Annotated in this window: 14 protein-coding genes and 1 pseudogene; 6 read left to right on the top strand and 9 right to left on the bottom strand. The window is 42.3% G+C overall.

Annotation, left to right across the window (positions count from 1 at the left end; all coding sequences use genetic code 11):
* From BWX39_RS07795 to BWX39_RS07780, 3 genes are all read left to right on the top strand, one after another.
* Entirely contained in the window at window positions 1-639 is a 639-nt protein-coding gene (locus BWX39_RS07795; RefSeq protein WP_028905465.1) for a hypothetical protein, read from the top strand.
* A gap of 4 nt (window positions 640-643) precedes the next feature.
* Entirely contained in the window at window positions 644-2,197 is a 1,554-nt protein-coding gene (locus BWX39_RS07790) for a type I restriction-modification system subunit M (protein WP_028905466.1), read from the top strand.
* A gap of 324 nt (window positions 2,198-2,521) precedes the next feature.
* Window positions 2,522-3,016 carry a restriction endonuclease subunit S gene (locus BWX39_RS07780; RefSeq protein WP_244271471.1) on the top strand — a complete coding sequence of 165 codons (495 nt, stop codon included), beginning with the start codon at window positions 2,522-2,524 and terminating at the stop codon, window positions 3,014-3,016.
* A gap of 619 nt (window positions 3,017-3,635) precedes the next feature.
* Here the strand turns inward: BWX39_RS07780 and BWX39_RS07770 are convergent.
* Complete coding sequence (locus BWX39_RS07770; RefSeq protein WP_244271470.1) at window positions 3,636-4,163, bottom strand: restriction endonuclease subunit S; 528 nt, start codon at window positions 4,161-4,163, stop codon at window positions 3,636-3,638.
* Between the two features lie 26 nt (window positions 4,164-4,189).
* On the bottom strand, window positions 4,190-4,558 hold the full coding sequence (locus tag BWX39_RS07765) for a restriction endonuclease subunit S (RefSeq protein WP_244271469.1): 369 nt from the start codon (window positions 4,556-4,558) through the stop codon (window positions 4,190-4,192).
* A gap of 289 nt (window positions 4,559-4,847) precedes the next feature.
* Here BWX39_RS07765 and BWX39_RS07760 point away from each other — a divergent pair, with 289 nt between their 5' ends.
* Window positions 4,848-5,774, top strand: coding sequence for a tyrosine-type recombinase/integrase (locus tag BWX39_RS07760; protein ID WP_028905468.1), 927 nt, complete (start codon window positions 4,848-4,850; stop codon window positions 5,772-5,774).
* Window positions 5,775-5,781: 7 nt separating this feature from the next.
* Here the strand turns inward: BWX39_RS07760 and BWX39_RS07755 are convergent, their stop codons facing one another.
* The 7 genes and pseudogenes from BWX39_RS07755 to BWX39_RS07720 all read right to left on the bottom strand — a co-directional run bounded on the left by BWX39_RS07755 (window position 5,782) and on the right by BWX39_RS07720 (window position 11,572).
* On the bottom strand, window positions 5,782-6,210 hold the full coding sequence (locus tag BWX39_RS07755; protein ID WP_028905469.1) for a plasmid mobilization protein: 429 nt from the start codon (window positions 6,208-6,210) through the stop codon (window positions 5,782-5,784).
* A 364-nt stretch (window positions 6,211-6,574) separates the two neighbouring features.
* Window positions 6,575-6,886, bottom strand: a complete 312-nt coding sequence (locus BWX39_RS07750; RefSeq protein ID WP_028905470.1) for a helix-turn-helix domain-containing protein — start codon at window positions 6,884-6,886, stop codon at window positions 6,575-6,577.
* 3 nt (window positions 6,887-6,889) lie between these two features.
* Complete coding sequence (locus BWX39_RS07745) at window positions 6,890-7,159, bottom strand: helix-turn-helix domain-containing protein (protein ID WP_028910938.1); 270 nt, start codon at window positions 7,157-7,159, stop codon at window positions 6,890-6,892.
* 662 nt (window positions 7,160-7,821) lie between these two features.
* Window positions 7,822-8,307 carry a DUF1896 domain-containing protein gene (locus BWX39_RS07735; protein ID WP_028905472.1) on the bottom strand — a complete coding sequence of 162 codons (486 nt, stop codon included), beginning with the start codon at window positions 8,305-8,307 and terminating at the stop codon, window positions 7,822-7,824.
* Window positions 8,308-8,359: 52 nt separating this feature from the next.
* Entirely contained in the window at window positions 8,360-9,628 is a 1,269-nt protein-coding gene (locus BWX39_RS07730) for a site-specific integrase (protein ID WP_023925217.1), read from the bottom strand.
* Between the two features lie 4 nt (window positions 9,629-9,632).
* Window positions 9,633-10,853, bottom strand: a pseudogene (locus tag BWX39_RS07725) (tyrosine-type recombinase/integrase).
* Between the two features lie 332 nt (window positions 10,854-11,185).
* Window positions 11,186-11,572 (bottom strand): hypothetical protein, encoded by a 387-nt coding sequence (locus tag BWX39_RS07720; RefSeq protein ID WP_051129485.1) that lies wholly within the window; start codon window positions 11,570-11,572, stop codon window positions 11,186-11,188.
* 624 nt (window positions 11,573-12,196) lie between these two features.
* Here BWX39_RS07720 and lysS point away from each other — a divergent pair.
* Together lysS and BWX39_RS07710 are read left to right on the top strand one after the other, a co-directional pair.
* Window positions 12,197-13,927 (top strand): lysine--tRNA ligase, encoded by a 1,731-nt coding sequence (gene lysS / locus BWX39_RS07715; protein ID WP_028905178.1) that lies wholly within the window; start codon window positions 12,197-12,199, stop codon window positions 13,925-13,927.
* A gap of 41 nt (window positions 13,928-13,968) precedes the next feature.
* Window positions 13,969-14,964 carry an NAD(P)H-dependent glycerol-3-phosphate dehydrogenase gene (locus BWX39_RS07710; protein ID WP_028905177.1) on the top strand — a complete coding sequence of 332 codons (996 nt, stop codon included), beginning with the start codon at window positions 13,969-13,971 and terminating at the stop codon, window positions 14,962-14,964.
* Window positions 14,965-14,969: the final 5 nt, after the last annotated feature.

Genomic DNA, 14,969 nt, shown 5'->3' with positions numbered 1-14,969 from the left:
ATGATTAAAATAATAGATACATTAGAACTTACGCCTGATGGTGTAAGATTAGGAGGCACCTCAAAAGTTCATCTGCGACAAGGTGAACTTGATGGTGCTTGTGCAGTATATTCTCTAATGATGTATTTGATTATATTGCGCATATTTACATACAAACAGGTGACAGAAGGAAATAATATTAAGCGTTCCACTTCAAAGGGACGTATTATTAGAAATTTTCTTGAAAGGCAAGATGGACTTATCAGAAAAGGGCTTGGTTTTGCCGATGATATAAAAGACGGACTGCAATTTGCTGCAAAAAGTATTGTCGATTGCAATTATATTGCAAGCCGACAAGAAACAATAGAAACATTAAAAAGATGCATTGATGACAACAAACCGTTAATGATAGGGGTTGATTATAATAAAGTTGACGGACACGCTTTGTTAGCAATAGGATATGAAACCCGAAATGACAAAATAAAAAAAATCTTTTGTTTAGACCCAGGAAGTGACATTACCCCAGTTTCTTATTGGAATGCTGTCATTTCTATTGATGAACATTCAAATACGAAATACCGTGATTCATATTTCACGGCAAATGGAAACGTCAATAAAGTTACATTGGCTGATGCCATAAAAATCGAAAAAAAGAAATAACGATATGAGCGAAGAATTACAACAGAAACTCCGTGACCAACTTTGGGAAGTTGCTAACAAACTGCGTGGCAATATGTCGGCAAGTGACTTCATGTATTTCACCCTTGGCTTTATCTTCTACAAGTATTTGTCGGAGAAGATAGAGAAACACGCCAATGATGCATTGGTGGATGATGAGGTCACGTTCAAGGAATTATGGGCAATGGAGAAAGATGCTGATATAGAAGAGCTACAGGAGAGCGTAAAGACCGAATGTATCGAAAACATTGGCTATTTCATAGAACCCAGCTTCTTATTCTCATCCGTTATTGAGAGTATTAAAAAGAAAAAAAATATTCTGCCGATACTTGAGCGTTCATTGAAGCGTATAGAGGACAGCACGCTTGGACAGGATAGCGAAGAGGATTTTGGTGGACTCTTTTCTGACATAGACCTTGCTTCACCTAAGTTGGGCAAAACAGCCGATGACAAGAATACATTGGTAAGCAACGTTCTTCTTGCTCTTGATGATATTGACTTTGGTGTGGAGGCTTCACAAGAGATTGATATTCTTGGCGATGCCTATGAGTATATGATCAGCCAGTTTGCCGCCGGTGCAGGAAAGAAAGCCGGTGAGTTTTACACTCCGCAGGAAGTTAGCCGTATCTTGGCTGAAATTGTAACCCTCGGCCATGCACGCCTTCGCAATGTTTATGATCCAACCTGCGGTAGCGGCTCTTTACTGCTCCGTGCAGCAAGTATAGGACATGCTAATGAGATATTCGGACAGGAGAAGAATCCCACGACCTACAATCTTGCCCGCATGAATATGCTCCTTCATGGCATCAAATTCAGCAACTTCCGTATTGAGAATGGCGACACACTCGAAGCTGATGCTTTTGGTGACTCTCAGTTTGATGCCGTTGTTGCCAACCCTCCGTTCTCTGCAGAGTGGAGTGCTGCTGATAAGTTCAACAATGATGACCGTTTCAGCAAGGCAGGACGGCTTGCTCCACGCAAGACAGCTGATTATGCGTTCATACTCCACATGCTTTATCACTTAAACGAGGGTGGAACTATGGCTTGCGTTGCTCCTCATGGTGTTCTCTTCCGTGGAAATGCTGAGGGTGTAATCCGCCGCTTCCTCATTGAGAAGAAAAACTATGTGGATGCTATCATCGGCCTGCCTGCCAACATCTTCTATGGCACAAGCATCCCTACCTGTATTCTGGTATTTAAGAAATGCCGTAAGGAAGACGACAGTATTCTCTTCATTGATGCCAGCAAGGATTTTGAGAAGATAAAGACACAGAACAAGCTGCGCCCACAGCATATACAGAAGATTGTTGACACCTACCGTGATCGCAAGGAGATTGAGAAATACAGCCACCTTGCCACTTTGGAGGAGATAGCCGAAAACAACTACAACCTCAACATTCCTCGTTATGTTGATACTTTCGAGGAGGAAGAACCTATTGACATCCATGCCGTAATGAAGGAAATCAAGGATCTGGAAGCCAAGCGTGCCGACCTTGACAAAGAAATTGAAGGTTATTTGAAAGAATTGGGAATAATGTAAAATATTGGGTCTCAATTTATAATTTCAAAATAAGAAGTTATGGCGAAAGATAAGGAAAATACAAAACGACAATCAACTGAATCGGTCGCAAATTGCGACCTCATATTGGAGCTTCTATCAAGGACTTGGGTAAAAAGTGGTTCGGCTTTACTCTCATGCATGACATTGCAGCAACTGAACTCATCAAGAAAATTAAAGAATAATGACTATGGCAGAAAATAAAGATAAAAAAGTCCTCAATGTCCCAAATCTGAGATTCCCGAGTTTCAAGGGGAGTGGGAAAAAACAACATTTGGGAATATTGCAACAGGGCTCGATTATGGTATGAACGCTGCTGCGAAATCCTATGATGGGGAAAACAAATATATTCGTATCACAGATATTGACGAATCATCATCAACTTATGATGACAAAGATATTGTTTCACCAGATGGAACGTTGTCGGATAACTATCTAGTAAAGGAGCGAGACATTCTATTGGCAAGAACAGGAGCAAGCACTGGTAAAACTTATCTTTATAGAAAATCCGATGGAAAATTGTATTATGCTGGTTTCCTGATTAGGGCAAATGTAACAACGCACAATCCTTATTTTGTGTTTTCCCAATTACATACACATAGATATTGGAGATGGGTATCTATCATGTCTGCACGTTCTGGACAACCAGGTATCAACTCGCAAGAATATTCCTCTTTCCCAGTTTTTACAACATCAATACAGGAAGAAAACAAAATTGCCAAGTTACTATCCCTCCTTGACGACCGCATCTCTACCCAAAACAAAATCATTGACAAGTTGCAATCCCTAATCAAGGAATAAGTAATAGACTACTCTATGCTGATAATAGTATGTCTATTCGGATTGAAGAGATGTTAATAGAACGCTCGGAAAGAACAAAGAAAATAATCAATATGAGATTTTAAGTTCTACTGTGAATGGAATATTTTCACAACGAGACTATTTCTCTAAAGATATAGCAAGTGATAATAATGTAGGGTACAAGATTATTCATCTCCATGATATAGTACTTAGCCCCAAAATTTATGGATGGGAAATATCAATTTCAATGACAAATTCGATATAGGAATTGTTTCACCCTCCTATAAGGTCTTTTCGATAGCAGATGGTTTTGACAAAAAATATGTTGCTGCTTTACTAAAGACGCATCATGCCTTATACAACTACATGCTGGTATCTGAACAAGGGCAAGTATTGTTAGAAGAAATTTAAATTATGAAGCTTTTGAACAGTTAGTATTCAAAATACCCTCACTTAATAAGCAACAAGAAATAGGTCATGTTATCTCTTTATTGAAATCTCAATTAGAGAATGCTAATTTACTTATAAAACTTACAATTCACAAAAGCAATATTTGCTCCGTCAGATGTTCATATGAACATCTGACGGAGCAAATATTGCTTTTGGCTGTTGAGTAATTCTAATATTGATAACTCATTGTCGATTTTGCATCAATGCTTCTCAATGTTGACGCAATTTCTATATTGCGAGAATGTCCATAATTTGGAATCATTATTCTGCGAACAGTATCAGCGTTGATATTGCTCTGTGTCCCTGTTTCTAGATACTTGTAAAGGTGGCGATACTTAAAATGTGACAAGTAGTAATACAGATAATCCAATAAATTTGTGTCTTTGAGCTGCATCGCAAACATTGCTTGACTTGTAGCAATAGGTATTTCATTTATAGTTACCAAGCCAACCGATGCATACATTGACATTATTAAACTATACTTTGGAATTATCCATGCCGAAGAGTTTTCTAATCCGCTTTGACTCAAATGATTTTCTGTGTATTTAATATATTTACCTTGCTTTGTTATATCGTTAATACTCAAGAATGGTATATCTCCATTATAGTAATCTTTATTTGTAGAAGTTGGAGTGCCTCCAGCCTTACCTTTTGAGAACAAAGTGTCTAATCTATTCCACTCATTAGGTATTTGCACAAATACCTGCTTACTAATTGTAGACCTTAGTTTTTCAAGTCCTCAATGATTTTGTTTTGGGTAGAAATACGCTCGTCTATTAACCGAAGCAACGTGGCAATTTTCTTCTGTTCTCCTTTTGAAGGAATACCAATATAACATTCAGAAAAGTTCTTGCTGTTAATTGAATATATCTTTGTGCCCTGTGCAATTCTTCTAATCTGTTGATGAAATGCCTTAGAAGAAAAGGCATACCCTTTATATCCGACAATGGTTTTATGCTGGTTGTCTCTTCCATGAATAGTATGCAATCCACAAATCACATTCTTACCGCTAAGATTATAGAACTCAACAGCTTTAGCAACTTCGTTCGTATCTTCCGAAGCATCAGCAAAAGCAATATCCCTTCTTGACAAAGCTCATAGTTTTTGGAGTGTTGCCACTCACAATATTAGGCAATTTGTCATTATCAAGGTCAACCATTGTTGGCAATCCTACATGTATCAAACCATAATGTAGATTTAGAATAGCATTCGTGCCATATTCTAATTTATCCCAACTAAGTGAGTTTGTTGAATAGAAGTCCAATAACTCCGAAACCTTACAGTTCTCCCACTCCCCTCAAACTCCGGAAATCTTAGATTTGGGACATTAGTTAATACGTTTCTCTAATTATTATGTACTTTTCTATATTAAGGATTAAATATGAAAGCAAAAACAATTAGAGAAATTGCGTTGGCTTGGAAAAGTGAAAAGCAACGCTACGTTAAGCAGTCCACATACGCTGCTTATGTGTTAGTTTTGGAAAATCACATACTTTCATCGTTTGGTGATTGTGATAGTCTTAGTGAAAAACTTGTACAAGAATTTGTGCTACAAAAACTTAATGCTGGTCTCAGCATTAAAACGGTGAAGGATATTCTCATTGTCTTGAAAATGGTGATGAAATTCGGAGTAAAGAACGGTTGGATGAACTATTGCGAATGGGACATCAAGTATCCAACTACAGGAATCAATAAAGAAATGGAGGTGCTGACAATAGCACACCATAAAAAGATTCTCGATTTCATCAGGCAGAACTTTACATTTCGCAACCTTGGCATCTACATTAGTCTAACCACAGGCTTGCGGATTGGTGAAATATGCGGCTTGAAATGGTCGGACATCAATACGGACAGCGGTATAATCACCGTAAACCGTACCATTGAGCGTATCTACATCGTAGAAGGTGAGCGCAGGCACACAGAATTAGTCATCAACAGCCCAAAGACCAAGAACTCTTGTCGTGAGATACCAATGACCAAAGAACTCTTGGCTATGGTGAAACCACTGAAAAAAGTAGTAAATGTTAATTTCTATGTGCTGACCAACGAAGAAAAGCCTACTGAGCCACGAACCTATCGAAACTATTATCATCGGTTAATGAAGCTTTTGGACATTCCCCGGCTGAAGTATCACGGGCTGCGCCACAGTTTCGCCACACGCTGCATTGAAAGTAACTGTGACTATAAGACGGTTAGTGTGTTGCTCGGGCATGCGAACATCACTACAACTCTCAACCTCTATGTCCATCCCAATATGGAACAGAAGAAGCGTTGTATTACGCAGATGCTTAAATACCTCAGGAAGTAATGCTATTCTACATTTTTTTGCGATAGTCAATTGTCAAACTCACCGTCTGCTCTTGTAAGATGGTGAGTTCTTTTGTCAGTAGGATAAGTTCATGTAACAATGCCTTTACGCTTTTCTCAGCCGTATAAAGGTGCATCAGACGTACTACTTGATTATAGTTTGTCCCAACCCTATGTACTTGGGCTGTGAGTTCGGAGAGCTTGCGGTGGTACTCCACGGCGGACTTGTCTACTGTGATTACTTTGAAACTTTCCCCGAGTATTCGGGCACGAACAAAATCGGACTTGCTCGCTGCCCCCGACTTGTTGTACAGGTCGATGGCTCGCAGTTGGTCTTTCACATCTGGCATACGGGTGTCCCATCTGTCCCAGCGTGGCACTTCTACGGTATTTCGGTGTCCGTAACGGTTGTTATTGGCTATTTCTAATTTGGGCATAATCTTAGTTGTTTTGTTTGCTATCTAATCACGACTTTGGAGTGATTTAATCCCCCTTTTGGGGCAAGGGGCTTTGTGGTACAAATGTCAATTTGTGGTACAAAGACACACCTTGCCAGTATAGAGAAAGAGATAGTTTGTTATGTTCCATAAAGTAACCTTTCTGGGGTGCTTTTAATAGACGAGAGTTCAAAGTTCAAGAAGTAAGTCAAGAGATAAGTTTAGACTAATTTCTTGACTTACTGACTTTATGAGCTGACATATTTTTGACTAAAGTTAATTTTAACTTAGGTCGAAACTAATTTCTTGACCAAAGTCACAACTGACCATTTGACTTAAGTCGCGACTGATGTCTTAACTTAACTCATAACTTACCTGTTTGCGGTATTGGATTATAATGCCTTTCAAGCATTGTCTGTATGTCGCTCTGCTTGTATAGTATCTTCCCTCCGATTTTGTAGAAAGGAAGCGTTCCTAAGTTTCTGTACTCTTGGAGCGTGCGTGTGCTGAGCCGTAATTGGCTGCAAACCTCCTCACCCGAAAGGTAAACTTCACCGCCCAGCATCGGACGGGCGGTAGCGCAATAACGCTCCAGTTTCTTTAAGATGCCCTCCATCAGTTGTGCAAACATCTGCATCTGAGGGGCTTGCTGTGTAATGATTTCGTTCTCTGCCATAGTTTATTCATTTTTTGAGTTCAGTATCTCCATGATGTCACTCTCCTTGTAATAGCACTTGTGTCCAATCATTGAGAAAGGGATTTTCCCCGTATCTCTGTATGATTGCAGGGTACGCTTGCTGATACCGAGTCTGCGACATACAGCTTCGTTGTCGAGCCATTCGTCCGTTTCGGGCGGATTGCCGATGAGTTGTTCGATACTGTGGATAAAGTCTGCAAATTCGGAGTGGTGTCGCTCCCACACTTTGCGGTCGATGATAATGAGTTTCATTGCCTTAATTTTGTTTTGATTACTTTGTTGTTGCTCGGCAAACAAACTGTTATGCAGCCCATTGCCGTACTTCTCGGGTGCAAAAGTAAACCCTCGGAAGCACCGCTGCAAGAAATGAGGATAAGCAGGGAAATAGAGAGAAAACAAGAGAAAAGACCAAAGGAGATCCGTCTGTGTTATTGCGGTAATGAGATGAGGTGCCGGTTCGTTCCTTTTATTATTTTGTTGTTTTATCGATAATTCGATAGTTCGACAAATCGAGATATCGAAGTGTCGATATATAGTTTTATCGATAGATTATTTTGACGATATATAGTTTTGACAACAGATAGTCATGACAACAAATTGTACAAACAACAGATTGTCCGTATTATCGTCAGTCCTATCTGTTGTTGGTTGTTACGCCTTGCGTCCAAAGAGCCTGAGTATGCCGTATTCTTGTCGTGCCTATACTCTCTACGGCAGCCCAGCCCTGCAAGGTTGGGAGAGATGAATACGACCGCACGGATATTGGGAATAGCGATACAGCCATAAAAAAGAAAAATCCTGCGGTGGAGATTCTTCTCTCCATCCGCAGGACTCGACCTTGTCAGGGCAGATAGGCTACCGTTGTACCTTTGCACGATAAGAAACGGCTTCAGGGGCTTTGAGTGTGCCTTTGCTTACAACGCCTTCGGACTTGCTTCCTCCGTCAGTCTGACCGTTGGCAGATTATTGCTCTCAATGAGCAGCACTATCGTGCCTGTGAGTTCGGTGTAAAGACGGTCGTATTGTCCGCTTGCGGCAAATGTGTCCGTCAAACCGAACTTGTCGAATGTGGCTTGAACAGCCTTGTTCGACAACAATATGGGTGCAAGCTTCTCAGGGAGTGGTGCAGGCAGTTCCCTCTCAAACTCGTTCTCCAAGACAGAAACAAGCGTGTCGTACTTGGAAAAGTGCAAACCTTGACACAATACCTCACTTGCTATGCTCTCCGCTTCGGGGTGCGTGAATCCCTGCACTACAGCATCGCAGTAGGTGGTAAGAGCCATATCAGCCCGAGCGGTGATAAACTCCGTGTCGTGCAATCTTTCGGGGTGATGCTCACTCATATAACTTCTTAATTTCAACCGAAAGTAGGAAAGTTCCTGTTTGTTGTTCTCTTTCATAATCGTTTGGTTTTCAATCGTGAATAATAAATGTTTGGTAATTACTTCCTTTTTATGCTTGTTGCAATGGAACGTTCTGCCGTGCTATCGACTCACAATAACCCTCAAATACAGAATGCTCCCTGTCAGTGAGTGCAGTCATATCCTCCTGTATCTTGTGGTCGGTTATCTTTCCGTAGATTTGTGTCGTGCCGATATTGCTGTGTCCGAGCATTTTGCTGAGCGTTTCCATTGATATGCCGTTGGATAGGCATATCGTGGTTGAGAATGTGTGGCGAGCCATGTGAAAGGTCAAGCCCTTATCTATCTGGCATATCTGCCCGATGTTCACACATGCAAAGGATGCTTTCCTTATTGTGAGATTGGGGAATATCAAGTCGTCCGCTTTCTTATCCTTGATATAAAGCGAAAGGATTTGCTTGGCAATGGGCAGGAGTGGAATGATGGCTTCCACGTCTGTTTTCTGCCTTTTGATGCGGATTTCCTCTGTGCCGTCAGCATTATAGATGATATGCTTCGGTTTGAGCCGTTGCATGTCCACACGAGCCAAACCGGTGAAGGCACAGAAAAGGAATAGTTGCCTTGCTCGCTCAAATTGCCTGTCAATGATGGGCGTTTGTAATACTCGTTGCAGCTCCTCTGTAGTGAGATAACGCCTTGTGCGGTGTGGAAGTTCTGCTTTGTAGTCTGCAAACGGATCGATGCGGATATACTTCTTCTGCTGACCTATGCCGATGAGTTTTCTAAGGAAGATGACCGCTACCTGAATAGTGGCAAGAGAAAGGTTGCGCTCTGATTTAAGGTAGAAGTCCATCCCTTCGATAAAACCATAGTCAAGCGATGAGTAGCGAATATCCTCCAGCCCCAAGCGTTCACGCAAATAAGCCTCAATGAGTTGTGTGGCATAGATGTAGTTGGCAAAGGTCGGTTTGGCTACCGTTATTCCCACACAAGGACGCTTTTCCTCAATAAATAGTTGGGCTTCCTCCAAAAGAAAACCTTTGGGCTTGTCTTCTTCCATGAGTTCACGCTTCAGTAACTCGGCGGTGATATAGCCACGTTGCCAAACCAATTCTTGGTATTTGCCTTTGGCTTGTTCCTCTTTGGTTTGCAAGTAGCGGTTGATTTCCTTTGTTTCTTCGCCTATACCTTTGCACCGTCCCTTACGACTGTCCCAAAGTTCGGGAGCGATTTCCTTTCCCGTGCTGTATTGTACCTGTTCTCCGTCTATGGTGATGCGCCCCATAATCGGGCATTTGCCGTTCTTTTTCTCTTTGGAGCGATTAATATAAAAGAGTGTCTTGAATGTACTTCGTGCCATGATGTCAAAGTTTTAGGGTGAATGTATCTTGTATTCGCTGCTGCACTATCTGCATATCCCTATGTATTCTTTCGGAGGAAACAGCTGCATATACCTGTGTTGTTCTCAGGTTGGTGTGTCCGAGCATACGGCTCACCGTTTCAATAGGTACACCTGCCGAAAGCGTGATAAGCGATGCAAAGGTGTGTCTTGCCATGTGAAAGGTCAGCGGAGTTTCCATACCGATATTTCGCTGTATGTGGTGCATGCCATTGAGGATAATGTCGGTGGTCGGCACGTCAAAGACAAAGCCTGCACGCTTTCCCCTGTACCGCTCCATTATCGCCCAAGCAGGGGGAAGTACTTGTACACGATACGGGGTCTTGGTCTTCATTCGTCTGCCCTTGATGCAGAGTTCGCCTTCTTCCAAGACAATGTTTTCCTCTCTCAGATTGCGGACATCGGAGATGGCAAGCCCTGAAAAGCAGGAGAAGACGAACAAATCACGGACAATACGATAGTTCTCCCATTCAATCTTCAACTCGATGATGCGCTCAAGTTCTTCCTACGTAATGCTTCTTGGTTCGCCTTTTGGTCGCTCGTAACTGTAGCCCAAGAACGGATAGAAGTCCAGCACACCTTTCTTCACCGCCATGCGGACGATGGTCTGCAAAGTAGACAAGGTACTCGATATGCTGCTGCGTTTCAGTTTGCGGTCAATAGTGAGATAATACTCGAAGCCCTCGATAAAGGCTTTGTCCAACTGTGAAAGGGGAACGTCGCTTACCCTGTGCTTCTTCTGCACATACTCACGAAGCAGGGAGAGTTGGTAGGTACGGAGTTTGAACGTCTTTAAGGCTCGGTCGATACCGACACGTTCCTTTGTCTGTGTGAGATACTCCCCAAAACTCTCCAAGAGCAAGGCCTGACGGTGGATTTGCCCCTGATAGGCATCCCTCACGTCTGTGGCGGTAAAAGAATCTTCTCTTTCACAGAGTTCATGAAAGCGTGCGTGGATGAGTGCGGTGCATTCACCGAGTTTCTGATTGACGGACACAGCCATGCTGCTCTTACCGATGAGCCGTTGCTTGCGGCTGTCCCAAAGAGCAATCGGAGTCTTACACTTGGTGGAGAAGCCCGAATGGGTTCTGCCAACGGAGATTCGCCCGATGACAGGCACAAGTCCTCTCTTGTCGGTTCGTTTCGCCTGAACGAAGAACGATACTTTGAGTTTGTTTTCTTTCATTTTTCTGTCGTTTTTTCTAAATTTCCTTTGCTTGCAAAGGTACAGATGAACAAGTATTCCTGAGCGATGCAGAAAAATGAAAGATGAAGAATAAAAACCTATGACACAGTTGTTTACCTTCAATTCGTAACCCCTTTTTGCTTTTTCCCTGATGGGTTACGATTTGGTAACGGAACTCCTGCCGTTTAATGCTCGTTCTTGCTTAGCCTCAAAATAGTAAGAAAATGCTAAATGATGATATTCCAAATAGTTACATTCCTTGCGTTTCCCCCTATTTCCCTTAATTCTTAATGACTGATTATGCCATTAAAATGAGTTATGATATACATCTTTTATTTGTTTGTTATTAACGCTTTCTCCAATCGTTCGGGCTGTTCGGGGTAGAGATGTATTTTGGTTTGCTGTTTCGTTGTGATGGTTAGTACAGAGTAGAACCGTTTCTTCCGAATGCTTACAGCTGCTATTTCGTTTAAGGGCAGCGTGCGTGTCTTCACTTCGTTCGTTGTTTTGTACGTCAGCAAGTTGCCTTCTATCTTTATCGTCATGCGGTAATAGTAGGCGATATAGATTGCTATTGTACCTAAAAACCAAAAGACAGCGAAGAAATCGAAGTCGCTTGAACGAAAAAGGTAGTAACAAAGCATTGTTGTAAAAAGATAACCAGCAATTAAAGCCAATGCCATTGTGATTTTAAAGTTTCTGCTTGTTTGGTATTTCATAGATTTTTTATTTGCTTTTGCAAAGGTAATGAAAAGTTCGTTGTTTCTCAAAAGTGTAGTTAAAAATAGCTAATAAAAGAAGAACGGTTTAACATTTAAAAAGCAGTAAAATAGAACCGTGAAACATTAAGAAAAGGGTTGAGAAACTTAAAAAACAGTTTTGATTTTTCAAAAGCGGCACTCTTGACGACCAAAAGTTATGCTTTTACAAGGCAATAGTGGCTCTTTTGCAGGGCGAAAGTGTATGTTTTATAAGGCGAAAGTTATTCTTTCTATTACCTTTTTAGTTCCGTTTGCGTGGTAAACGCTGCGCTTTAATTGCACAGTGCTACCCACTAAGCGATGAACTTATTGATGTTCAGTAGGCTTATCGTTGCACGTAAAAAGTGGGCTTATTTGAAAACGATTTTATCTTTGTGCAGAAAACTGCCCTTCTCAGCGTGTTTCACGATTTTTAGTTTAACTTTTAAGGCGTGCTGTTTAACTTTGTTTCACATTATTCTTATGCAGCAATGCAAACGTAACCCATATATAAAGGTATAAAAAAGGCAAAAACAACAAGTAATTGCAAATAATTTATTAAATTTGCAAATCATAAAGATTATAATTCGATTAATAGAGAAAATGAACGTTTTAGAATTATCAGAACAGGAGATTGTACGCCGTCAGAGTTTGCAGGAATTGCGCAATATGGGTATCGACCCATACCCAGCAGCAGAGTTTCCAACCAACGCTTACTCTACGGATATAAAGGCTGAATTTAACGAAGACGAGAAACGCGAAGTCGTAATTGCAGGTCGCCTTATGGGACGCCGTGTAATGGGCAAGGCTTCGTTTGCAGAAATACAGGACAGCAAGGGCAGAATACAGGTTTACATTACCCGTGATGAGCTTTGCCCAACCGAGAATAAAGACATTTACAATGTTGTTTTCAAGAAGTTGCTCGACATTGGCGACTTCATCGGAATCAGGGGCTATGTGTTTAAAACGCAGATGGGCGAGATTTCGGTACACGCCGAAGAGCTCTCCGTACTTTCAAAGAGCTTGAAGCCACTGCCCGTTGTGAAGTATAAAGACGGTGTGGCTTACGACAAGTTCGACGACCCTGAACTTCGCTACCGCCGCAGATATATAGACTTGGTGGTGAACGATGGTGTGAAGGAAACATTTGAAAAGCGTGCCACAGTGTTGAGAACGATGCGCCGTTTCTTCGACGATGCAGGTTACACCGAAGTGGAAACACCTACGCTGCAGACTATTGCGGGCGGTGCAAGTGCGCGTCCGTTCATCACACACTTCAATGCGCTGAACACGGAAATGTATATGCGCATTGCTACCGAGCTTTATCTGAAACGATTAATCGTGGGTGGCTTTGAAGGTGTTTACGAAATTGGTAAGAACTTCCGCAACGAAGGTATGGACCGTTTCCACAACCCAGAGTTTACTTGTATGGAACTTTACGTGCAATACAAGGACTATAACTGGATGATGAACTTTACTGAAAAGCTGATAGAAAAGATTTGCACAGAGGTGAACGGAAAGCCCGAAATACAAGTGGGCGACAACCTAATCAGCTTCAAGGCACCGTTCCGCCGCCTTCCAATCCTCGATGCCATCAAGGAAAAAACAGGTTTCGACCTTTACGGAAAGTCGGAAGAGGAAATACGCAACATCGCTGTGAACGAGTTGAAGCTCGAAGGCATCGACAGCAGCTTTGGTAAAGGCAAGCTCATCGACGAAATCTTCGGCGAGTTCTGCGAGGGTACGTTCATACAGCCGACCTTCATTATCGACTATCCGGTTGAGATGTCGCCACTTTCAAAGATGCACCGCTCTAAGCCAGGACTTACCGAACGCTTCGAATTGTTTGCGAACGGTAAGGAAATTGCCAACGCTTACTCGGAGTTGAACGACCCTATCGACCAAGAAGAACGCTTCAAGGAGCAAATGCGATTGGCAGACAATGGAGACGACGAAGCAATGGTTATCGACCAAGACTTCCTGCGTGCCCTGCAATATGGTATGCCGCCAACATCGGGTATCGGCATCGGTATCGACCGTTTGGTGATGTTGATGACTGGGCAGGAGTACATTCAAGAGGTTCTGCTCTTCCCACAGATGAAGCCAGAAGCCAAAATGCCGCAAAGCAGCATAAAGGAATGGGCTGAGATAGGCGTACCCGAAGATTGGGTTTATGTGTTGCGCAAGTGTGGTTTCAACCTCATACAGAATATTAAAGAGGAGAAAGCGCAAGGCTTGCAGCAGAAACTTGGCGAGATAAATAAGAAATACAAGTTAGGATACGACAAGCCATCGGTTGATGAAATTCAACAATGGATTGACAAAGCACAATAACAAGAGAAAGGAAAGGCACTGCCTTTCCTTGTGAACAAGATATGTACGACGTAGGAAACATAGCAATCATCGGAAGCGGAAGCTGGGCTACAGCCATCGCCAAGATAGTGGTGGAACACACGCACCACATAGGTTGGTACTTTCGACGCGACGAAACAATAGAGCAATTTCGCAAGTTGGGGCACAATCCCACCTATCTGACAAGTGCTCATTTCGACACCAACGAAATTCGTTTGTCGTCAGACATCAATCGTTTGGTGCAGGATTACGATACGCTTATCTTCGTAACGCCATCGCCTTACTTGAAGGGTATATTGAAGAAGGTGAAGCACAAGTTGCACGATAAGTTCATCGTAACAGCCATTAAAGGCATTGTACCCGACGAGAACTTGGTTTGCTCGGAGTATTTCCGCAAGGTTATGAAGGTGCCAGAAGAAAACTTAGCGGTAATAGGAGGACCATCGCATGCCGAAGAAGTGGCTATGGAACGCCTTACATATCTTACCGTAGGTTGTACCGACACGGAGAAAGCACACGCCTTGACCGAAGTCTTGGTTTCCAATTACGTTAAAACAAAGGTGTCGCGCGATGTCCTTGGCATAGAATACGCTTCGGTTCTGAAGAATGTTTATGCTATTGCGTCGGGCATTTGCTCGGGTTTGCAGTACGGCGACAACTTTCAAGCAGTGATTATTTCAAATGCAATGCAGGAAATGGAGCGACTGCTTACCAGCATCAACCCCTTGCAACGCAGTATGGTAGACAGTGTTTATCTTGGCGACCAGCTCGTTACGGGATACAGCAACTTCAGTCGAAACCGCACCTTCGGTATGATGATAGGAAAGGGATACAGCGTTAAATCGGCACAAATGGAAATGGAAATGATTGCCGAAGGCTATTTCGGAACGAAGTGTATGAAGGAAATAAACCGACATTTGCACGTGAATATGCCTATCCTTGATGCCGTTTACAACATGCTGTACGAAGGTATAAGCCCCAAAGTAGAGATTAAATTATTAACAGATTCATTCAGGTAATACAC

Source organism: Prevotella intermedia ATCC 25611 = DSM 20706, assembly GCF_001953955.1.
Taxonomy (GTDB): domain Bacteria; phylum Bacteroidota; class Bacteroidia; order Bacteroidales; family Bacteroidaceae; genus Prevotella; species Prevotella intermedia.
The sequence above is the reverse complement of the archived record's forward strand: the minus strand, read 5'-3'. Positions and strand labels throughout refer to the sequence as shown.